This is a genomic window from Gleimia hominis (genome assembly GCF_002871945.2).
Taxonomy (GTDB): Bacteria; Actinomycetota; Actinomycetes; order Actinomycetales; family Actinomycetaceae; genus Gleimia; species Gleimia hominis_A.
Window position 1 is genome coordinate 199,299 of sequence record NZ_CP126963.1, and the last position, 22,284, is coordinate 221,582.

General features: G+C 57.4%; 15 protein-coding genes and 1 pseudogene. 8 read left to right on the forward strand and 8 right to left on the reverse strand.

Annotated features, from left to right (window positions below):
- Positions 1 to 6 precede the first annotated feature (6 nt).
- The 5 genes from CJ187_RS00945 to pta form a co-directional block, all read right to left on the reverse strand.
- Positions 7 to 1,584: an FTR1 family iron permease gene (locus tag CJ187_RS00945; RefSeq protein WP_102216160.1), complete on the reverse strand. Its 1,578-nt coding sequence runs from the start codon at positions 1,582 to 1,584 to the stop codon at positions 7 to 9.
- Positions 1,585 to 1,848: 264 nt separating this feature from the next.
- On the reverse strand, positions 1,849 to 2,211 hold the full coding sequence (locus tag CJ187_RS00950; protein WP_102216159.1) for a hypothetical protein: 363 nt from the start codon (positions 2,209 to 2,211) through the stop codon (positions 1,849 to 1,851).
- Positions 2,208 to 4,280: an NAD(+) synthase gene (locus CJ187_RS00955; protein ID WP_102216158.1), complete on the reverse strand. Its 2,073-nt coding sequence runs from the start codon at positions 4,278 to 4,280 to the stop codon at positions 2,208 to 2,210. The genes CJ187_RS00950 and CJ187_RS00955 overlap by 4 nt, the downstream gene beginning before the upstream one ends.
- 42 nt (positions 4,281 to 4,322) lie before the next feature.
- Entirely contained in the window at positions 4,323 to 5,498 is a 1,176-nt protein-coding gene (locus CJ187_RS00960) for an acetate/propionate family kinase (RefSeq protein ID WP_102216157.1), read from the reverse strand.
- A gap of 46 nt (positions 5,499 to 5,544) precedes the next feature.
- Positions 5,545 to 7,101, reverse strand: a complete 1,557-nt coding sequence (gene pta / locus CJ187_RS00965) for a phosphate acetyltransferase (protein ID WP_233187314.1) — start codon at positions 7,099 to 7,101, stop codon at positions 5,545 to 5,547.
- Between the two features lie 236 nt (positions 7,102 to 7,337).
- Here pta and CJ187_RS00970 point away from each other — a divergent pair, with 236 nt between their 5' ends.
- The 3 genes from CJ187_RS00970 (at position 7,338) to guaA (ending at position 12,626) form a co-directional block, all read left to right on the forward strand.
- Positions 7,338 to 9,203: an ABC transporter transmembrane domain-containing protein gene (locus tag CJ187_RS00970; RefSeq protein ID WP_146003061.1), complete on the forward strand. Its 1,866-nt coding sequence runs from the start codon at positions 7,338 to 7,340 to the stop codon at positions 9,201 to 9,203.
- Positions 9,200 to 10,930 carry an ABC transporter ATP-binding protein gene (locus CJ187_RS00975; RefSeq protein ID WP_102216155.1) on the forward strand — a complete coding sequence of 577 codons (1,731 nt, stop codon included), beginning with the start codon at positions 9,200 to 9,202 and terminating at the stop codon, positions 10,928 to 10,930. Before CJ187_RS00970 ends, CJ187_RS00975 begins: the two co-directional genes overlap by 4 nt.
- Before the next feature lie 121 nt (positions 10,931 to 11,051).
- A complete protein-coding gene (guaA, locus tag CJ187_RS00980; RefSeq protein ID WP_102216154.1) occupies positions 11,052 to 12,626 on the forward strand; it encodes a glutamine-hydrolyzing GMP synthase in 1,575 nt (524 codons plus the stop codon).
- Positions 12,627 to 12,861: 235 nt separating this feature from the next.
- On the opposite strand, the gene araA is transcribed toward guaA, so the two are convergent.
- The 3 genes from araA to CJ187_RS00995 all read right to left on the reverse strand — a co-directional run bounded on the left by araA (position 12,862) and on the right by CJ187_RS00995 (position 16,964).
- Positions 12,862 to 14,370 carry an L-arabinose isomerase gene (gene araA / locus CJ187_RS00985; protein ID WP_102216153.1) on the reverse strand — a complete coding sequence of 503 codons (1,509 nt, stop codon included), beginning with the start codon at positions 14,368 to 14,370 and terminating at the stop codon, positions 12,862 to 12,864.
- Positions 14,371 to 14,447: 77 nt separating this feature from the next.
- Positions 14,448 to 15,146: an L-ribulose-5-phosphate 4-epimerase gene (locus CJ187_RS00990; RefSeq protein WP_199171080.1), complete on the reverse strand. Its 699-nt coding sequence runs from the start codon at positions 15,144 to 15,146 to the stop codon at positions 14,448 to 14,450.
- 201 nt (positions 15,147 to 15,347) lie between these two features.
- Positions 15,348 to 16,964, reverse strand: a complete 1,617-nt coding sequence (locus tag CJ187_RS00995; protein ID WP_102216573.1) for a xylulokinase — start codon at positions 16,962 to 16,964, stop codon at positions 15,348 to 15,350.
- A gap of 306 nt (positions 16,965 to 17,270) precedes the next feature.
- On the opposite strand from CJ187_RS00995, the pseudogene CJ187_RS09385 reads away from it, so the two are divergent.
- From CJ187_RS09385 to CJ187_RS01015, 5 genes and pseudogenes are all read left to right on the forward strand, one after another.
- Positions 17,271 to 17,393: pseudogene (locus tag CJ187_RS09385) on the forward strand (LacI family DNA-binding transcriptional regulator); the annotation flags it as partial.
- Positions 17,394 to 17,453: 60 nt separating this feature from the next.
- Positions 17,454 to 18,275, forward strand: coding sequence for a substrate-binding domain-containing protein (locus CJ187_RS01000; protein WP_233187313.1), 822 nt, complete (start codon positions 17,454 to 17,456; stop codon positions 18,273 to 18,275).
- A gap of 233 nt (positions 18,276 to 18,508) precedes the next feature.
- Complete coding sequence (locus CJ187_RS01005) at positions 18,509 to 19,897, forward strand: sugar porter family MFS transporter (RefSeq protein ID WP_102216149.1); 1,389 nt, start codon at positions 18,509 to 18,511, stop codon at positions 19,895 to 19,897.
- A 9-nt stretch (positions 19,898 to 19,906) separates the two neighbouring features.
- The gene (locus CJ187_RS01010) at positions 19,907 to 20,845 is read left to right on the forward strand and encodes a TatD family hydrolase (protein ID WP_102216148.1); all 939 of its coding nucleotides are present in this window, start codon (positions 19,907 to 19,909) and stop codon (positions 20,843 to 20,845) included.
- Positions 20,846 to 20,940: 95 nt separating this feature from the next.
- Positions 20,941 to 22,119, forward strand: a complete 1,179-nt coding sequence (locus CJ187_RS01015; RefSeq protein WP_102216147.1) for a resuscitation-promoting factor — start codon at positions 20,941 to 20,943, stop codon at positions 22,117 to 22,119.
- Positions 22,120 to 22,284 lie beyond the last annotated feature (165 nt).

Genomic DNA, 22,284 nt, shown 5'->3' on the forward strand with positions numbered 1-22,284 from the left:
TAGTGCTTATTTGGCATCTGCCGAGTCCAGACGCTTGTTCTTGGAACGCGCGTAGATGAACAGGGAGATGATTATAAGAAGAACTACCGCTTGTGCGATGAGGTTCTCCACCCGGGGGTATACCCCCAGGAGGTCTATGGTGGGGAAGCCGTTAACGGGCGTGGCGCGCAGCACGTCGGCTTCCTGCAGTTCTTTAATGCCCGAACCGGTGAAGGTCACGGCCATTACGGCTAACAGTAGTGAGGTAACGATAAAGAATGGGCGCAGTGGAATGCGGATCGACAGTAGTTGAATCGCCGTGTAGATAACCACCAGGCAAACCGCGCCGATAGCGAGTCCGATCCACACCCAGTGCTTGTCGTCCCCAGCCATCGCGAGGATCGGCTGGTAGAACAAGATGGTCTCGGCGCCCTCACGCAAAACCGCTAGGAACGCCACGAAAGACAGCGACCACAGGGAGCCGGTTGAAAGAGAGAAATCGGTTTTCGATTTGATGTACTGGTCCCACGCGGACTGATGAGACTTGCCAAGCATCCAGTTGGACACGTAAATCAGCATGGCGACTGCGAACAGGGCGGTGATACCTTCCACGAGTTCTTGGCTTTTACCTGCCAGCGCCGTGATTTTCGACAGCACGATCGCCATGATGATTGACAGGATAAGGGCCGCGCCAGCTCCGTACCACACGGTGCGGGTCTTGTCTTTGTGGCCGGCACGCACGAGGTAGGCGATCACCGCGGCTACCACCAAGATCGCTTCGACACCTTCACGCAAGATCACGAGTAGAGAGGAGAGGAAGATTGTGGTGCTGGAGGAGCCGCCTTCGGCACCGGATTCGGGGTCGAACCCGTCTAGCTTGTTCGCGTCTTCCACGAGTTTTGGTTCTAACTCGTCTATGCGCTGCAGGGCAGAGTCGCTGTTCCCGTCTGTCATGTCCTGTTTGATCAGAGAGAATTCGAGTTCAATCTCGGATACCCGGCCGCCGGATACGCGGGCCATGGTGACTTTTTCGAACCCCGTGGTTTCGTAGTGCCCGTAGTATGCTTCGTTAACTTTGTCTTTCGCGGCCTGCGCGTCGCCTTTCTTCATGATGTCTTTGGCTTCGTCAAGAATGCCGATCATGGTGGATGCGACTTGCCCCCATTTGCCTTTACTTACTTCCTGAGGGGCGGCCTGGTCGGCGCCAGAGAGTTTCTGCGCGGAGGATTCAAGTTTGTCTTTGATCTCTGCGGCGGAGTCCGCTACTTGAGCTTTGTCATCGGTTTTGATCGCGTGAATCAGCAAGGAGAAGTTGAGGTCAATCTGGTTTGCGTCTGAACCGGAGAGTTTCGCAGAAATCTGTTTGTCGAGACCTTTGCCTTGGTACACGTCGTAGCGGGCTTTGTTCGCTTTTGCGCGGGCCCCTTCGGTGTCGCCTGCTTCGAATGCCTTTGTCGCTTCGTCAATGAGCGCGGCAGTTTGCTGTGCTGTTTTGCCCCACCCGTCTTTCGATTCGGCTTTCACGATTGCGCCGCGTGTGTGGGCGGGTTGGGTGGAAGCGAAACTGTCCGCGTGCGGTGCGACCACTAGCAGTGCTAACGCCATAATGAGTACCGCTAGTAGATCTGCCCTGCAAAAATTGGGCGGGGGCGCGACAACGGAGAGTTCACTGTGTGTACCTCGATCAATGTTGATGACATTGTGTGATTAGCCTGGGCTAACCTAAGCTCCACGATACACCGATGCTAAGGCAATCAAAACTTTAGTAAAGTGTCACCTTGTCATTATGTGGGTTTTCGCATGGTAGTCGCGGTGGCAGATGTGCCTGAGGTACTTAGGTAGGACTAAGGTCATGCTTTTAGTGAGGTGTTAATCCGCGGCTTTCTTCAAGAACTTCAAAACCACCAGGCTGACCCCAACGCACGTGAAGATCCCAGATCCGATTACCACCCACACGGGCATAGGCCCGGGAGCGGTACCCGCGAACCCGCGTACCCCCATGGTGAGCAGAGCCAGCCCGTGGGCCCACGCGATCACCGCTAGCACCGCGATCAGCGGGAAAGCCCTGCGGGACCGCTGTGCGAGCTGCTCCCGGCGTGTCCGTGCATCCTCAGGGTTTTTCGGCTCGGCTGCGCTGGGTAACTGTCCTTTTGCGGCACTGAAGGCCACTCGCGTTGTAAAAGACGCAAAAGTGAGGAAAACTAGGGCGACCAGTGTTGCAACGTAGCTCACGCGGGCCGCCGCCCCGTGGTTTGCTCCGCGATTAACGCGTCCATCTCGGCAACCCACGCGTGGGCACGCGCGTCCGAAGGCATCAGCCAACCCCCTCGGGGTGAAACGCTGCCAAACGCAAGTGCCGACGGGCCATTCGGGAGCGTTGACCGTTTGAACTGATTATTTATAAACCGCCGGTAGAACACGCGCATCCACTGCAGAATCTGCTCCTTTGAGTACGCGGTACGATCGCGTTCCGGGGTGCCCTCAGGCCAAGAACCACGCTCAACATCCTCCCACGCGTGGCGGGCTAAAAACGCAACTTTGCGCGGACTGAACCCGTACCGCAACGTGTAGTACAACGTGAAATCATGCAGCGCATACGGCCCAATCGACCCCTGCGTAGACTGCGCTTTCGCCCCCGGTTTAGTGGGAATCAGCTCCGGAGTGATTTCCGTATCCAAAATCGACTGAAGCGTCTGATTAACTTCGGTGCCGAACATACTGGCTCGAATTGTGTATCGAATCAAATGTTGCATGAGGGTCTTGGGCAGGCCCCCGTTCACAGAGTACGCACTCATGTGGTCACCCACCCCGAACGTGCACCAGCCCAGCGCCAACTCCGACAGGTCACCCGTGCCAATCACGAGGCCGCCGCGGGCATTCGCGATGCGGAACAGGAAATCGGTGCGCAACCCCGCCTGAACGTTCTCAAACGTGACGTCGTAAACCTCTTCGCCCCGCCCGAACGGGTGCCCCATCGCTTGCAGCATCTGCGTGGCCGTGGGGCGGATATCTAGTTCCTCAAACGTGGTGCCAAGCGCCACGCACAAGTCGCGCGCATTGTTCTTCGTGTGGTCCGTGGTTGCGAAACCCGGCAGGGTGAACGTGAGGATCTCCTCACGGCTCCGACCCATCAAATCCATGGCCCGAGCAATCACCAGCAGTGCCTGGGTGGAGTCCAAACCACCAGAAATGCCGATCACCGGCTTCGGATCGCCAATCGCCCTCATGCGCGCCACCAAGGCAGCGGCTTGCAGCTCATAAATCTCCCGTAAATCCGCACCGGAACCATCCGTGTCCGCCGGAGTGTACGGGAACCGGGCAATCGGGTCGAGCAGACTCGTGGCAACTGGGCTCAGAGCAATCGATTCAGTGCCGAGCGGGGCGCGTTCTTTGGTTTGATGTTCACTTTCGAGCGACAAGGCTTCTTCAGCTTGCTGCGCGGTCTTGAGGGGCGTGTTCGCGCCGGTTCGCCGTTCGATCGCGAGGGCATGCACGTCTATGTCGCCGCAGACTCCTGCGGTTTCTTGCGCGTACGTGGCGCCGCGTTTCACGGTGTCGGCGTGATCGATTACAAACGTGTGGCCCGACCACGCGGCGTCGTTAGCGGACTCACCGAACCCCGCGTTTGCATAAACCACCGCGCAGTTGCGACGCCGAGCCAGTGCGGCAGCGTCGCGTTCAACCGTTCTAATGCGCCCCACTTGCGCGGGAGCGGCCGCCATGTGCAGCAGCACCGTTGGCGCGAGGCCAGGTGTGGATTCGAAATCGTCACCCACGCTCACTCCAAGCGTGAATGCGTCCACTGCCGCGCCGGGAAGGGGAGTGTCGTGACCCAAGTTAACCCGCAGCTGTTGGATCACCGGGCCCCACTGGCTTTGCAAACCTGCGGACGCGGGGGCGAACCAGCGGGCCTCAAGATCGCTGGGGTTTGCCTGCGCGAACACGGCTTTGACCTCGCCCGACTGCATAGCGAGCGCGCCATTAAAAACGCGGGTCGAAGATTCGCCCACTACCGGCGCGCCAACCACCAGCAGGGCAGGGTTGTCCGCAGTTGCGTGTAACAGTTCAACCACCGCGTGGTTAGTAGCCTCAAGCAAATGCGCCTGTGTGAACAGGTCCGCGCACGACGCTCCCGTGAGTGACAACTGCGGCGTGAGGATAATATCTGCCCCCTGCTGGCGCGCATTCGCCGCCGCGTGCGCGATGCGACGCGCGTTCTCAACCGGGTCAGCTAGCGCTATGGGGATAGACAGGGCGCAGGTGCGGATAAAACCAAACTGAGCAATGCGGGTCGATCCCATGGCGATACCTCTTTAACTGTCTCGAATAGTAACTGCGTGCGGCTACACCAGTGTCATGGCTTGGCGGGCGATCTCCAGTTCCTCATTAGTCGGAACTACCCATACCTGAACTTTAGAGTTAGGCGTAGAGATGCAGCGCGCTTGCTTAGAGCGTACCTCATTCTTCTCAAGGTCTAACTCAATGCCCGTGTATGCGAGACGCTCACACAGTTCCCGCCGCAGGTCGCTATCATTCTCACCGATCCCAGCGGTAAACGTGATGGTGTCCAAACCACCTAAAACCGCGGTGTAGGCCCCCACGTATTTTTGCAGGCGGTGCAGCGCCACATCCAGTGCAAGGCGCGCGTCCTCATCGCCCTTATCCGCCAGCTCCCGCACCGTGCGCATGTCGTTGAATCCAGACAATCCCTTCAGGCCCGATTCCTTGTTGAACAGGTGATCCACTTCTTCCACGTCCATTCCCGCGTTGCGTTGCAGGTGGAACACGGCGGCCGGGTCAATGTCACCGGTACGGGTGCCCATAACTAGGCCTTCCAGCGGCGTGAGCCCCATTGAGGTGTCCAGGGCCCGCCCGTTTTTAACAGCTGACACGGACGCACCGTTCCCCAGGTGCATCACGATCTGTTTCAAATCCGTCTTCCCGGTCAGCTCCGCCACCTGCTTGGATACATACAAGTGGGAGGTGCCGTGCGCACCGTAGCGGTAGATCCCGTATTCTTCCGCCACCTCTTTCTTCAGCGCGTACGTCGAAGCTTCCGCGGGCAGGCGCTGGAAGAAGGCGGTGTCGAACACCACCACGTGTGGTACTTCTGGCAGCAGTTCGCGCGCCACTTCAATTCCCTTGAGGTTACCCCCGTTGTGCAGCGGCGCCAACGGAATGAGTGTGCGGATCCGTTCGCTCACCTCATCGGTCACTAACGCTGGTCCGTCAAAGTACTTCCCACCCTGCACCACGCGGTGGCCCACTGCCTCAATACTGGCTTCTTTAAGTACCGGACCGTACTTGTTGAACATGTCGAGTACGAGTTTGAGGGCGACCTCGTGGTCTTCAATGTGGCGTTCCAGCCGGTACTCCTCACCTTCGTGCTCGTGCTTGAGCATCGCGGTTTCTTCGCCGATGCGTTCCACGAGGCCAGACGCGTTAGATTCGCCGGTGGTGGGGTTAACCAGTTGGTATTTCAACGAGGAAGATCCCGCGTTTATTACTAGAACAGTCATAAGTACCTTTCGCTTACGAGCCTAAGGTGTGCATTCAGGTTTGAGTTTAGTGCTGCGCTTGCACAGCGGTGATCGCAATTGTGTTCACAATATCGGCCACGAGGGCGCCGCGTGACAGGTCGTTAACGGGCTTATTCAAGCCTTGCAACACTGGGCCAACCGCGGTCGCACCCGAGGTGCGTTGCACCGCTTTGTACGTGGTGTTGCCCGTGTTGAGGTCCGGGAAGATGTACACGGTTGCGCGGCCCGCAACCGCCGAGCCCGGCATCTTCTTCGCAGCCACAATCGGGTCGGTGGCAGCGTCAAACTGGATGGGCCCATCAATCGGGAGGTCCGGTGCTTTTTCTTGCGCGATCCGTGTGGCTTGCGCTACCGCGTCCACGTCCGGGCCCGCCCCGGAAGTGCCCGAAGAGTATGACACGAGCGCTACTCGCGGTTCCACACCGAACTGCCGTGCTGTCTGCGCGGACGTGAGCGCAATGTCCGCTAGCTGTTCTGGGGTTGGGTTCGGGTTCACCGCGCAGTCGCCGTACACGTGCACGCGGTCTTTAAGCAGCATGAGGAACACGGACGAGACGATAGAGGTACCCGGCCGGGGCCTAATGATCTGGAATGACGGCACGATGGTTTCCGCCGTGGTGTGGGATGCGCCCGAAACCATGCCGTCCGCATCCCCCATGTGCACCATCATGGTGGCGAAGTAAGAAAGGTCCGTGAGTTTCTCTCGCGCCTGCTCGGGCGTCATCCCCTTCTTCTTCCGCAGCTGCACAAACTCGGGGATGTACCGATCCAAGTACGTCGCGTCCGTGGGGTCCACCACTTCGGCAGCAGACAGGTCGATCTGGAGTTCCTCTGCGCGCTGGTGAATCTTCTCTTGGTCCCCAACGAACGTGATGTTCGCAGTGTGAGATTTCAAAATGATCGCGGCTGCATGCAAAATCCGGTCGTCGTCAGACTCCGGAAGTACAATGCGCCGCACTTGCGACTGGGCGCGTTCCATCAGCGCAGATTCGAACATCAACGGAGTCGTAGTTTGCAGTTGGTGCCGCAGTAGGTCTGGAACCCGATCGTCATCCCCACTGGTGAGGATCTCCACGCCCTCCAACTGCGGAAGCTCGGCGGGGTCACCCAGAAGCCACGCGGCCACGAGCGGTACGTTCGCTAACGCCACTTCCTCACGGGCTAACTCCAGGTAGTTCTCAAGTGTGTCAGCAGAACGGTCTTGCCCATCCACAATGAACGCCATCGCCGCACCCACGTTAGCTGCAGTTCGGGCCGACCGCGCCAGTAAACCAGGGTTAGTTGGATCCCCATCAATGCGCCCAACAATAACTACCGCATCGTAGTGGCGCGCGAACTCCCGGTAAGCGCGAATAACTGCCTGCATCGCACTCAGTTCGTCGTCCGCGTAGTGCGCTCGGGCAGTACCGTAACCACCGTCGAACTCTTTCACCACCGGGTCTAAGGTGCCCTCACCATTAACAAAAGCGCGAAAAACCCCCACTTTCTCGTAGGAATCTTTCAACTTGTTTACAACCGAGCGGATTATTGCTAAACCACCTTCACCCGACTCCGTGGCCGTGATGTACAGCGAATAGGTCACGTCCTAATTCCTTCCACGCGCATACGTCGTTAACAACCTGTTCGTACCTATTAATATCACCACATTTTGCGTGCGAAACGCGAAAAATACTGGTCAACATATGATCTTCGTCCCTTCCCCGGGGTAGATGCGCTGCCTGCGGGCGAAAACTGGTGGGTGAACAAGTACAGTGAAATGGCTGGCTTAACCCGGCGTAGCAAGGTAAACCCGGCACTAATGGAAGGTGTATCGCACATTTGAGTACCCCCGTGAAGATCGCCCGCCAACCCCGGCGCTGGCCCAAGTTCCTCCAGGTAGATAAAAAACAGGCCCAAGACCTACCCACAACTGCGGGTGGGGTGCTGTGGACGCTCGCGAAAGAAAACCGCGTGCCCCTAATTTTGGGTTCGATTGCGAACTCAATCAACTACATTTCCATGGCGCTCGTGCCAATGGGTCTGGGGAAGCTACTGGATTCGGGGTTAGAGAAAGGTTTTGGCGTCCACATGCTGCCGTGGACGTTTGGGCTGATTGGGATCGTGATGATGACCGGGGTGGGCAGTGCGATCACCCAGCTGACGGACATCGCCGGGTGGATGAGCGGCCCCGTGCTGGGCGGTAAATCTGTTGCCGCGCGCACGTCTAAACGCGGCCGGTCTATTACCCAAAAAATAGCGCCCGGCGACATCGTTACCACAATCACGTCGGACACGGACTACGTGGGCGCCTTATTTGCCTTTATTCCCGCGATTGTGGCGGCCGTAACTTCCACCGCTGTGGTGGCGTACCTAATGCTGAAAACATCAGTGATCTTAGGGCTCGTGGTGCTGATTGGGTTGCCGCTAGTGATTATCGGCCTGGCGTGCGTGGTGCCAGTTTTGCAGCGCCGCCAGATGTGGCAGCGTGAGGCCCGTGGGGTACTCACAAACTTGGGGGCCGACTCGGTGGCGGGCCTGCGGATTCTGCGTGGTATTGGCGGGGAGGACGAGTTCCACAGTCGGTACACGAAACAGTCCCGGGTGGTGCGTGACCGGGGAATAACGGTGGCGGCTTTCCAAGCGATTTTGGATACGTCGCGGGCAGCGGCGCCGAGCGCGTTTACAATTATTGTGGTGGCGATCGCCGCGATGATGGTCTACGACGGCGAACTTTCGGCCGGTCACCTGGTTGCGTTCTACGGTTACACCACGTTCCTGTCGAGCCCCTTGAACGCGGCTACGAACACGATCCAGGTGGGCACGCGCGCCTGGGTGGGGGCGAAGAAGATCGCGCACCTGCACCAGATTGAATCGCGCATTAACTCGCGCGGCGAAAAGCGGGTTGACTGGCCGGCAGCTGATTTGGTTGATGAGGCCACTGGAACCCGCGTGGAACCGGGTAAAATCACCGCGTTGGTGGCGGTTGATCCGGACGATTCCGCGCGTGTGGCGACGCGCTTAACCCGGGTCGATGACGAAGACTGCGTGCGGTACGCGGGCGTGGATGCCCGCGAAATCCCGGTGTCGAATATTCGCGAAAACCTGGTGCTCTCTGGCGCTAAAGCACAGTTGTTCGTCGGCACGTTGCGCGACGCGATCTTGGGGCCCCGGGCCCAGCAGGCTCCTGCCCGGCCCCTGTGGCGCATCATCACTGACTACGTGCATTCGGAAGGGAAGGAACCGCAAGCGCACTACAGCCGCCAAGCCGTGGATGACGCCGTGATGCACGCCCTGTGGGTGGCGGACGGAGAAGACATCGCCGGCTCCCTCGCCGGTGGACTGGATGGCCATCTCACGGAAAAAGGCCGGTCCCTCTCGGGTGGGCAGCGCCAACGTGTGGCCCTCGCTCGCGCTATCTACACGGACGCCACCGCACTGGTTTTGATTGAACCGACTTCCGCGGTGGATTCGCACACGGAGGCACGCATTGCCTCAAGAATCGCAAGCGAACGCAAGGGGAGAACCACGCTGATCGTATCTGAATCCCCACTCGTGCTGGAACAGTGTGACGAAGTGATCGTGCTGGACGAAACGGGGCAGCGGGCATTGGGACGCGGTACGCACAGCGAGTTAAGTGCGCGCGAAGACGCGGCGGGACGCACGTATAGACGGATCGCGCAACGAGCTACGGGGGTGGAACAATGAGGCTACCTATCGCATCAAACCGGTCGGTCTGGCGCGGGTGTGTGCGCTTGTTCAAAGACTACAAGCGCCTCATGATCGTGATTTTGGTGTTCCAACTGGCCGCCACGTTCGCGATTGTGGCGACCCCGTGGGTGATTGGCCACATTATTGACCTGATTGTGGCGGGCACAACCCGCAGCGTTGTGATGAACTGGATTACGTTCGTGGTGATCCTGGTGGTTGGGCAAGCGATCTTGACGTACATCGGGGAGTATTACGCGCGCGTGCTGGGGGAAACCGTGTTTTCTAAGTTGCGTGAGGACCTGGTGTACGACCTCACGCACATGCCCCTGTCCGTGGTCGAATCAGCTGGGACGGGTGACCTGGTGGGCCGCACGACGCACGACATTGACCAAATCGATTTCTTGGTGCGGCGGGGGATATCGCGGATCCTGGTGGTAGTAATAACTATTTTGGGGACGTACGGGGCAGCGTTTTTGACGTCCCCGCTGCTGGGGTTGTTCACGCTCGTGCCGTTGCCGCTGCTGTACTTTATTGCCCGCTGGTATTTGCGCCGGGCAGTGCCGGCGTACCGGACGGCGTCGGCGCAGTGGGCGAAGATTTCGGGGTCGATTTCGGAAACAGCTGAGCACGCGTCTACGGTCGATGCGCTGTCGATGGGGCGGCTGCGGATGCGTAACTTCGAAGCCGTGGTCGATGAGTTGTTCCGCACTAAACGGTACACGTCTTACGTGCGCGGGTTTTTGCTGGCTGGCTTCGCGATCATTTTCTTGTCCCCAACCGTGCTGGTGGTGCTGGTGGGCGCGTGGGCGTCTTCCGCAGGTTTGGTTACGATCGGGGCGGTCACTACCGTGGCGATGTACGCGATGGGCCTGCGTTCCCCACTGATCCAGTCCGTATTTTTGATTGATACGCTGCAGTCTTCCTTTGTTTCTTTGTCCCGTATTTTTGGTGTCGGTGAGGTTCCCGCTGACCGTCACCCGAGCGGCCAGAAGCCCGACTCGGTGCAGATTTGCGCCCACGATGTCAGCTATGAGTACCGGGAGGGGAAACCGGTTTTGCACAGCGTGAGCTTGGATCTCAAGCCGGGGGAGACCTTGGCAATAGTGGGGCCGTCTGGGGCGGGTAAATCTACGCTGGGGCGGATGCTCGCGGGGATTCACCCACCGACCTCTGGGTCTGTGACTGTGGGTGGGGTGCCGCTGGTGGATCTGGAGCAAGAGGATCTGCATAAGAACGTTATTTTGGTGACGCAGGAGCACCATGTGTTCACTGGGACGCTGCGTGATAACTTGACGCTGGCCCTGCCGGACGCGTCGGATGAGCAGTTGGAAGACGCGTTGCGGGCCGTGGATGCGTGGGGTTGGGTGGAGTCCCTGGGTGGTTTGGATACTGCTGTGGGGGCGTCTGCGCAAGAACTTACTCCGGCGCAGGCGCAGCAGGTGGCGTTGGCACGCATTGTGCTGATGGATCCGCACACGCTGATTTTGGATGAGGCCACGTCGCTGATGGACCCAACGGCGGCGCGCAGTTTGGAGTCCGCACTGTCGCGCGTGCTGGCGGGCAGAACCGTGATTGCGATTGCACACCGGCTGTACACCGCGCACGATGCGGACCGGGTGGCCGTGATGATTGACGGGAAGATTGAGGAACTGGGCACGCATGAGGACCTGGTGGCGCGCGGCGGCGAGTACGCCTCCCTGTGGCACGCCTGGCAACACGCGTAGTGGGCTGGTTAACCTGCTTGTTGACGCGCTTGGCACCATGTTCGCGAACGCGGGTAATTGGGCGGGTGGTTGACTGGCTGGCGTGTGATTCGAAAGCGGTGCACCTGCTAGTGTGGAGGGCGTGAGTGAAGTTCAAACTGGCGCTCAGCGCCCTGTGCTTGTTGTTGATTTCGGTGCCCAATACGCCCAGTTGATTGCGCGGCGTGTTCGAGAGGCGAATGCGTATTCAGAGATTGTGCCGCACACGATGCCGGCGCAGCAGATGCTGCAGAAGCAGCCGGCGGCGATTATTTTTTCGGGTGGTCCAGCTTCCGTGTACGCCCAGGGTGCGCCCAGTATTGATAAGGATTTGTTTGAGGCGGGCGTGCCGATCCTCGGGATCTGCTATGGGTTCCAGTTGATGGCGGCTTCGCTCGGAGGGAAGGTGGGGCGCACCGGAACTCGCGAGTATGGGCATACGACCACGCAGGTCACGGGCGGTTCTCAGATCCTTGGGGCTGGCGGCGAGCAGACCGTGTGGATGAGCCATGGCGACGCGGTGCAGGAGGCACCGGTTGGGTTCACGGTGACGGCTTCTACCGAGCAGACACCGGTGGCGGCGTTTGAGGATGCTGACCGCGGTTTTTATGGGGTGCAGTGGCATCCGGAGGTGGCGCACACCCAGCAGGGGCAGGCGCAGCTGGTGGCGTTCTTGGATGCCGTTGGGGTAGAGCGGAGTTGGACCTCCACTTCGATTATCGATGACCAGGTTGCGAAGATCCGCGCGCAGGTGGGTGATAAACGCGTGATTTGTGGCCTGTCGGGCGGCGTGGATTCCTCTGTTGCTGCCGCGTTGGTGCACAAGGCTGTGGGAGATCAGCTGACGTGTATTTTTGTGGATCACGGCCTGTTGCGCCAGGGGGAGCGCGAGCAGGTGGAGCGTGATTACGCGTCTTCGATGGGGATCCGCGTGGTCACGGTAGATGAGACGGACCGGTTCTTGGGTGCGCTCGCGGGGGTGAGTGATCCGGAGCAGAAACGCAAAATTATTGGCCGGGAGTTTATCCGTTCGTTTGAGGATGCGCAGCGCAAGCTGGTTTCTGAAGCGGGGGAGTCCGGTGAAGAAGTGAAGTTTTTGGTACAGGGCACGTTGTACCCGGATGTGGTGGAGTCCGGTGGCGGTGAGGGCGCTGCGAATATTAAGTCGCACCACAACGTGGGTGGTTTGCCTGAGGATTTGGATTTCGATCTTATTGAGCCGCTGCGAGCCTTGTTTAAGGATGAGGTGCGTGCGGTTGGTTTGGAACTGGGGGTGCCGGAGAATATTGTGTGGCGCCAGCCGTTCCCCGGCCCTGGGCTTGGGATCCGGATTATTGGTGAGGTTACGCGTGAGCGTTTAGCTGTGTTACGGGCGGCAGATGCGATTGTGCGTGAGGAGTTGACGAACGCGGGGCTGGACCGTGAGATTTGGCAGTGCCCCGTGGTGTTGCTGGCGAACGTGCGTTCGGTGGGGGTGCAGGGGGATGGCCGGACATATGGGCACCCGATTGTGTTGCGTCCAGTGTCGTCGCAAGATGCGATGACGGCGGATTGGTCGCGCCTGCCGTTCGAGTTGCTGGCCCGGATTTCTAACCGGATAACGAACACGGTGGAGGACGTGAACCGGGTAGTGCTCGACGTCACGAGCAAGCCCCCGGCCACGATTGAATGGGAGTAATCAGGCCAACAACGTGGCTAAACCAGTTCCCCGAAGGCAGATTATTAGTCTGAGCCTTCGGGGAACTGGTTATTCCATGCTTTAGATGTACCTGAACATTAGGTGTAGTTGAAGAACCTATTTAGGCACTGCAAGCGTTTCGCGTTCCGCCCTGGTTAATGGACGTGCAGTACGTGCACGCTCATAGCATTTGCAGTGTGCACCAATCTACAGCGGTAGTTCTTCCCAGCCTCGCCTAGAGCGATTGTTGGATGCGGTAGAACACGTTGTTCCAACGCAACTGGTCTTCGAACGCATCGACCTGAGTGTGTTCGTCAATCGCGGCGAACTCAATCCCGGCGATTCGGGCGAACATTTTCCACACGTCTAGCCCCACTTGCGTGCTCATCACCGTGTGGTGGGCTGCGCCGGAAGCGAGCCAGCAGCGGGTTGCAGTCTGGAAATCCGGCAGCGGTTTCCACACCGCGCGCGCCACCGGCAGAATCGGCAGTGGCTCGTCTGGGTTCACTACCTCCACCTTGTTCGCAACCATGCGGAACCGGTCACGAATATCCGATAGAGCAACCACAACCCCAGCTGATGGGGAAGCAGTGAATACTAGCCGCACCGGGTCTTCGCGGTCTCCAATGCCGAGCGGGTGGATCTCCAGTTTCGGTTTATCCACCGTCAGGCTTGGGCAGACTTCTAGCATGTGTGCACCCAGGTTTTTCTCGTCCCCGCGCACCAGATTGTACGAGTAGTCCTCCATCAAGGATGCGCCGCCGTCTAACCCGTATCCCATCACTTTCGCTAAGCGGATCAGAATCGCGGTTTTCCAATCCCCTTCCGCTCCGAAACCGTAGCCGTCCGCCATGAGCCGCTGCACCGCCAGGCCGGGTAGTTGTTTGAGTTCACCAAGATCCTCAAAAGTATCTGTAAACGCTTTCGCCCCTTGCTTATCCAGGAACGTGCGCAGCGCTATTTCTTGCCGGGCGGCGTAACGCAAGGACTCGTGGCGTTTACCTTCGGGTTTCAGTTCTGGCGCCACGTCGTAAAGGTCTAGGTACTGCTGTATTAACGCATCAACGTCCGCTTCTTCGACCTGGTTGATTTGTGCTACCAGATCGTTAACACCCCAGGTGTTGACGGAGGTGCCGAACCGGATTTCCGCTTCCGTCTTATCCCCTTCTGTTACGGCCACGTTACGCATGTTGTCGCCAAACCGTACTAGTTTGAGGTTCCGGGCTTCATCCCAACCGATGATGGCGCGCGCCCAGGTGGCGATCTCGTCGTGCACAGCGGTGTCCGTGTAGTGGCCAACCACGGTGGTGCGGGCAATGCCCATGCGGGTGAGGATGTAGCCGAACTCCCGGTCGCCGTGGGCCGCCTGGTTTAGGTTCATGAAGTCCATGTCCATGCGCGACCACGGCATCTTCTGGTCGATCTGCGTGTGCAGGTGCAGCAGTGGGGTGTGCAGTGCCTCAAGGCCACGAACCCACATTTTGGCGGGCGAGAAAGTGTGCATCCACGCGATTAGTCCCACTACGCGCTCGTTGTTTTCGGCTTCAAGAATGGTGCGCTGAATGTCATCCGACGTGGTGAGCACCGGTTTCCACACGATTTTAAGCGGAATCTGCTGCGCGTTATCCAGGGTCTGGGCGATGGTTTTGGACTGCTCGGCCACCTGATCCAAGGTTTCTTTACCGTACAAGAATTGGCTGCCGGTTAGGAACCAGATTTCCTTGTTTTCAAATGGGTTCTGCATGTACTTACTCCTTTGTGTGCTATTAAATGCAAACTTCAAGTGCTGCTGCGGTTTAAATACGTCTCATTCGATTTCGTTTACTGCCCGTACACGTTTTGGTATCGGTCGTAGAGCCGGTCGATTGCCTCGGGTGGAACTGGAATTAGGTTGCCAGCGCTGCGTGCAATGTGGACGGTGCGAGCCACTTCTTCGGTCATCACCGCGGCTTTAACCGCTGCCCGCGCGTCTTCGCCAATTGTGAACGGTCCGTGATTTTGCATGAGGACAGCGGGGGAGCGGTGATCTTTAAGGGTTTCCACGATGCCGCGTCCAATCGAGTCGTCACCGATTATTGCGAACGTGCCAACGGGAATTGGTCCGCCGAACTCGTCCGCCATCATCGTGAGTGCGCACGGAATCTCTTCTCCCCGCGCTGCCCACGCGGTCGCGTACGTGGAGTGCGTGTGCACGACCCCACCCACGTTCGGCATGTGTGCGTAAACGTAGGCGTGGGCAGCGGTGTCAGATGAGGGACTCTTGCTGCCTTCCACCAGCTCTCCGTTCAAGTTGCACACCACCATTGCGTCTGGAGTGAGCTCGTCGTAGCTGACGCCGGAAGGTTTAATTACCAGCAGGTCGTCCACACTGGGTTCGGCGCCGACCACTACGCGTTGGCTCACATTACCTGCGGTCCAAACGACAAGCCCCCACCTGGGTAGTTCCGCGTGTAGCGTGGCCACGACCTGTTTTGTTTTTTCGATTTTATCGATTACTTCCGATGAATAGTTCAGCAAAATGTTCTCCTTTAACTAGCTCCGTAGTCCATGCCCGTACTGCCGGTTTCCAAGCCTTTGGATAAGCTGGTTTCCACCCCTTTGGATGGGCCGGTTTCCACCTCTTTAGATAAGCTGGTTTTCACACCTTCGACGGCGCCGGTTTCCACCCCTTTGACGGCAGCGATTGTTTTTCGGAAACTGGCCGCACAGCGCCTTGCGTGCTTATAGTGCGCGTGGCGGGAGGGCCCGAATTGCATGAGGTTGAATGGTTAACGCTTGCCTGTAGCCGGCGAGGAACGTAGCGAAACCACGTTCATCAGCTGCGGACGGCGCAATTGTTTCTTGCGCAGCGGAGGCAAACACGGTGTCTGTTAAATATTCGTCAAGTGGTTGGGGCGAGGCTACGTTCTGGCTGTACGCGCTGTAAGCGGCGAGCACTGCCATTCCCCACGCCCCGCCTTCGGACGCGCTGTCTTGCACGGTTATGGGGGTGTGGGTTGCGGCTGCGAGTAGGCGCTGGGCTACTTTTTCGGTTCGGAAAACGCCGCCGTGTGCGGAAAGTACGTCCAGTTGCACTGCTTCCGTCTCTAGCACTTCCAAACCAATCGCGAGAGCTGCGAACGTGGAGCACACCTGTGCCCTCATGAAATTAGGGAGGTTCAATGTGGCCCAGGGGGAGCGGGTGATGAGGGGCCGCCCTCCATCCAAGTGGGTGACGGGTTCGCCGGCGAGGTTGTTGAACGCAAACACTCCTCCCGCATCCGCTTCACCTTCAAGTGCGGCGCCGAGTGTGGCTGCGTAAACGGCGTCCGCACTCGTATCTGGGGCGTTGAGTAGCTGCGCAACTTCACGGAACATATCGACCCACCGTGCAAGTTCGTCCGCGCCGTTATTACAATGCACCATCGCGACGGGGTGACCATCTGGTGTAGTGACCAGGTCAATTTCGGGATGCAGGTGCTTCAATGGGTTTTCTAACACAGCCATCAAGAAGATGGAGGTGCCGACACTCACGTTTCCAGTGCGTGGCTTTACCGCGTTGGTTGCGACCATGCCGGTACCCGCGTCGCCTTCAGGGGGTGCAAATAAGATTCCCGCTTCGAGTTTTCCGGTTGGGTCCAGTAGTTTCGCGCCCGCTTCAGTTAACTTCCCGCCGGATTGCCCGGCGGTGCGGATTGCAGGGAGTAGTTCTTTAATGTCTCGTTCACTGGTGCTCATCTTGTTAAATATTTCGATGAGGTCCGCTCGGTACTCGGTGCCGTCACTATTTAGTGGGAACATGCCTGAAGCATCCCCCACCCCGAGAACTTTTTCGCCCGTTAGTTTCCAGTGCACGTAGCCAGCGAGGGTAGTTAGGAAGGAAACATTTTCTATATGCGGTTCTTGGTCTAGCATCGCTTGATAGTAGTGGGCGACGGACCAGCGCAGCGGGATGTTAACTTTAAAAACCTTAGTCAGTTGTTCGGCAGCGGGGCCCGTGGTGGTGTCACGCCAAGTACGAAACGGCACCAAAAGTTCGTCATTGGCGTCGAACGCCAAGTACCCATGCATCATGGCGGAAACACCGATTGACGCGTAACTAGTGGGTTTGAATGCATACTTTTCTTCGCACTGCTTTATTAGCGAGGTGTAAGCAGCCTGCACACCGGACCAGATGCTCTTGAGTGAGTAGCTCCAATGCCCATCGACCAACTGGTTCTCCCACTCGTGCACACCCGTTGCGATCGGGGTTGCATCCGGGGCCACAAGGCACGCTTTGATCCGCGTTGAACCAAACTCAATCCCTAAAGACGTGTCCCCAGCGGCAAGCAACTGTTTAGGATCAAAATCCGTTGGCATAAGACTCTCCTTCGAGTGTTGAATCAACTGTAAACCCATCACTTCTTAAATGTGAACGTTAACATCGCTCGTTTTTCAGTATGCCAAAGCAGTTTTAATCCCGCAAGTTGTTTTGATAGGGCGGGTGAGCGTCTTAAATCCGCCTCGACGTTGCAGTGCTAGCGCAGTGGGCCGAAGAGCGAGCAAGTAATTCCCCCAATGATGAAGCCCTGGCGTAACGTAGTAGTGATATTTACTAATGCAGCAGAATCTATGCGCAAGACAGCGGGGAGGTGTGTGGTGGGAAGAGGTAATCGCGCGGTTTCAATGAACCAAATTGCAAAGATGGCTGGGGTCTCGCACCAAACCGTCTCGCGCGTCATAAACGGTGGTTCAGGAGTTAGACCGAAAACGCGTGAACGGGTCGAAGAGGTCATACAACGAACTGGCTATATCCCAAATACCGCTGCCCGAACGCTAGTCACCAATCGGTCAGGGATGATTGGGGTAGTGGCAGTTGGGTCATTTCTTTTCGGCCCCACTCACACTCTCACGACCATTGAACAAGCTGCCCGAAAACGCAACTATGCAACCTTGCTGGCTACCGTAAAAGAAGATTCGCAAACTGAGTTCCTCAGAGTGGTGAACACGTTCTTACAGCGTTCCGTAGACGTGATAATCGTTATTGCGGCCAGAGAGCGCACGTGGAGATATGCTGCTGAGCTCGATTGCAAGACGCCCATCGTCATGGTTGGTGGGCAGGCGCAGAACGTGCGGAACATGAGTTACGTTAGCGTAGACCAGGCGCAGGGAGCCAGGCTGGCTGTGCGGCATCTGAGTCGGTTGGGGCACAAAAAAATAGCGGTTATCGCTGGGCCCTCGAACTGGACGGACGCACAACTTCGATTAGCTGCAGCGAAAGATGAAGTTGGTCGACTAGGGATGTCAGCCACTTACAAATACGGAGATTGGAGTGCGCAATCGGGTTTCGAAATCGGCATCGATTTGGCTTCCACAATAGATGAAAGTGGGATTACCGCAGCGTTTGCTGCCAACGACCACATGGCCTTGGGAATGCTATCGGCCTTCTATAAGTGCGGGGTTAGTGTTCCCTCTGACGTGTCCGTGGTGGGCTTTGATAACGTGCCAGAAAGTGCCTACTACACGCCCGCACTAACTACTATCGCTCAAGATTTCGAGCAACTTGGGGTAGCAGTACTTGAAAAATCTCTAGACCTACTGGAAAGCTCAAACATCTCACACACGCTCGTGCCTGCCGTGCTGGTGGTCCGAGAGTCTACAAAACGTCGGTCTAAACAAGGACAAAAGTAGAGCCTCCGCCTTGTAGATACAGGTTTTGGCCCTGCCGTTTGTGCATAGTGGCCGTGCGGTGATCAAATAGAGCGTTTGCACTTGGCAGAAGCGTCTGCATATACTCACCAATGTTAACGTTCACATTAGCGGTTGTGGCTATGAGCCGCTGCCGGTGAATATTTAACAACTGAACTCGTGAACACATTGTGGTGAGAACACAAGAAACAGAGGAGTTTCTCAAAGGAGCTGAGATGGCCGAAACCAAAAGAGGCAGTCGGAAGATTTCGGGTGCGTTTATATATTTCTTCGGAGCATTCGGTGGCATCCTATTCGGATATGACATCGGAGTAATGACCGGAGCCCTACCGTTTCTGCAACAGGACTGGAACCTGGAAGGACACGCCAGCGTAATCGGATGGATTACTTCAGGCGTAATGCTAGGTGCCGTATTTGGTGGAGCGCTTGCCGGTATGCTCTCTGACCGGTTCGGGCGCAGACGAATGATCCTCGTCTCGGCAATTGTTTTTGTTACCGGGTCAATCCTCTGTGCGATCGTGCCCGACAATGGCGCAGCCTGGCTCATCGCGATGCGGATTTTTTTAGGCCTCGCAGTCGGCGCGGCATCGGCATTAGTGCCGGCATACATGTCCGAGCTTGCGCCAGCCCGTTTGCGGGGCAACTTATCGGGTCTCAACCAAACTATGATCGTTTCGGGAATGCTGATTTCCTACATTGTTGACTACCTCCTAAAAGGTTTACCGCATCAATACGCATGGCGCGTCATGCTCGCTGCCGCAGCAGTGCCAGCGATCATTTTGTTTTTCGGTGTGCTCAGGCTACCCGAATCGCCGCGTTACCTGATCCGTCATGGTGAAGAGCAACAGGCACGTGTGATACTAACGTACATCCGTAATGCGAGCGAAGTTGATGCAGAAATAGAAGAGATTAAGGCAACTGCGATCGCTGAAGAAAAAGCTTCAAACAAAGTCAGCTGGGGCATGTTGTTCAGTTCTCGGTACCGCTACCTGGTTATTGCAGGTTTAGGAGTGGCAGCATTTCAGCAGTTCCAGGGGGCGAACGCGATCTTTTACTACATTCCCCTCATTGTGGAAAAGGCAACGGGTCAGGCGGCGGGTGAAGCGCTGATGTGGCCGATTGTCCAGGGGGTAATCCTGGTTCTAGGTTCCCTACTATTTATCGCAATCGCCGAAAAGATTAACCGCAAAACGTTGATAATTATAGGTGGGTCAGTTATGGCCCTATCCTTTATTCTCCCTTCGTTGCTGAACTGGATGTTCCCGGGAATGCCTCCGATGATGATCGTCGCATTCCTAAGCCTGTATGTGGCGTTCTACTCGTTCACTTGGGCGTCTTTGACCTGGGTGATTGTTGGAGAGATCTTCCCGCTTGCAATCCGCGGGCGTGCCTCTGGGCTAGCGTCTTCTTTCAACTGGATCGGATCGTTCCTGGTTGGACTCGTTTTCCCAATCATGACCGCGCACATGCCACAAGAGTCAGTGTTCCTGATTTTTGGCATAATCTGTCTGTTGGGCGTCTTGTTTGTTACGAAAATGGTGCCAGAAACTCGAGGCCGTACCCTCGAGGAGATTGAACAGAGCGCGACTGCAGCGCGCCACTAAACTAGTGGTATGAGTAAGAAGAAACGTACGTGGCCGCCGCTGGCACAGCCGTTACCAGCGGCGGTTACGGATAACCACACGCACTTACCGTTACATGAAGGAGAGATCCCCGCGGCTAGTGGCGTCAAAATGGGTCTTGACGAGCAGCTGCAACGCGCCCTCAATGTTGGGGTCAAGCGGATTATCACGGTTGCGTGCGAACTCCCAGACTTTGTACCGGCCCTACAGCAGGCAAAGGACCTCAGGAATAAAACTGAAACGCATCCGGCTGTGCGACTCGCACTCGCCATCCACCCCAACGAAGCCCCACTGCACGCCGGCGTAATAGAACAGGCACCCGACGGCATGACCTACCAGCCGCAGGCACACCACGTGCCGCTCGATGAAGCGCTCGCGCAAGTGGAACAACACCTCGACAGCCCGGAGGTAGTGGCAGTAGGGGAAACCGGGTTAGACCTATACCGCACCGCGGAGGCCGGGCTCGCAGCCCAGCAAGAGAGTTTTAGCGCACACCTCAAGCTAGGAATGGAACGCAACCTACCCGTACAAATACACGACAGGGAAGCGCACGAACAATGCGTCAATGCGCTCTACCGCACGGGCGCCGACAAAACGGATATCCCAATCGTGTTCCACTGCTTCTCCGGGGGGATGCAACTTGCGCAAGAATGCGCGAAAAACGGGTGGTATGCATCATTCGGAGGATCCCTTACATTTAAACCGAACGAAGCGCAACGCGACGCTTTTAAGTCACTGCCACGTAACCAAATTCTGATAGAAACCGACGCCCCATACCTAACGCCAGTGCCATACCGGGGAAATCCAAACGCAAGTTACGTCATGACCCACACCATCCGGTTTATCGCAGACCTGTGGGAAGAAACCCTCGAAAACACTTGCGAACAGCTAGAACGCAACACCGAACAGGTGTACGGCAAATGGTTCTAAACCAAGTGATTTGTGAAATGAGTCGTAAAGGGTGACGAAAAGATAACAAATTGGTTACGGTTAAACAGTTAAGGAAACGACCGTAAGGAAAGACTTTGACGCACTCGAATCAGACCGAGCCCCGTTGGGCTACGTCCTGCTCGAAAAAAACTGTTACGGCAGCTGCCGGTCTAGCCGCTGCTGCACTTGTGGCAACCTCCGCAGTTGGGGTCGCAGCTTCGCACCACACGGTAACCGTGGAAGCGGAAGGCATCACCCGCCCCGTTGACGTCTGGGGCGGCACCGTAGCTACCGCACTAGACAGCGCGGGCGTAGACGTGTCGACCCACGACCAAGTCACCCCAAACGTCAACGCGCGGCTCCAAAACGGGCAAAACATCAAAGTGGAACGCGCTAAATCCTACCGGGTTAAAGAAGGTAGTACCTCGCGCGCCGTCTGGTCTGCCGCTAGCTCCATGGACCAGGTTCTGGCCGGGGCTCAACGCGGCCGCGACAACACAACCGTCGCCGCAGACCGCTCATCGGTGCGCTCTGCTCTACCTGCAGTCGTATCCGAACCCAAGAGCATCCGCGTAGTAGCCGATGGGAAAACCCACTCCGTTGCCGCCTCCACCGAAGACACGGTGCCGAGCGTGCTGGAAAAATCCGGGCTAAAAGTTTCTCCAATCGACCAGGTGCACGTCAGCTCCGATGAAAAAGGCATGCTCATCGACGTCACCCGCGTTAGCCGCGGCGTTAAAGAAGAAGTTAAAGACATCGACTTCAAAACCGTGGAACGTGACACCGACGAACTGTACAAAGGTGAAGAGCGGGTCGTCTCCGAAGGTAAGAAAGGTCAAATTAAGACCACTACCTACGAGCAAAAACGCGGTGACGACGTCCTCGTCTCCACGCAGGTGAAGCAGACCCGCACCGAACCTGAGGACCGGGTAATCGAACGCGGCACCAAAGAACGCCCGGCAGAAACCGAAACGGCAAAGACCGATGGCGATGCCAATGCTAGCCCCCAGCCGGGTGCCGGCACCGGGAGTGCACCCGACGGGGTTTGGGGAGCGTTAGCGCAGTGTGAATCCGGGGGCGACCCCTCAACAAACACGGGTAACGGATTCTACGGCATGTACCAGTTTACGGCGTCCACGTGGCACTCCGTAGGTGGCTCCGGGTTGCCATCGGATGCGTCCGCTGAAGAGCAAACAATGCGCGCAAAAATCTTACAGCAACGCGCCGGCTGGGGCCAGTGGCCCGCCTGCACGTCGCAACTGGGCTTGCGCTAAGACCCTAGGCTTGTTCTGAACGCTAGGCTTGCGCTGAAGGTCGCGGGCAGTAAACAAGGCCGCTCATACGCCTCCGTTGGAAACGCGAAACCGCGCCCTCCAGCGGAGGCGTTATACTAGGTAGGCACCAAAATCTGTTCGCTACATCCAATGGGTTGGTAATAC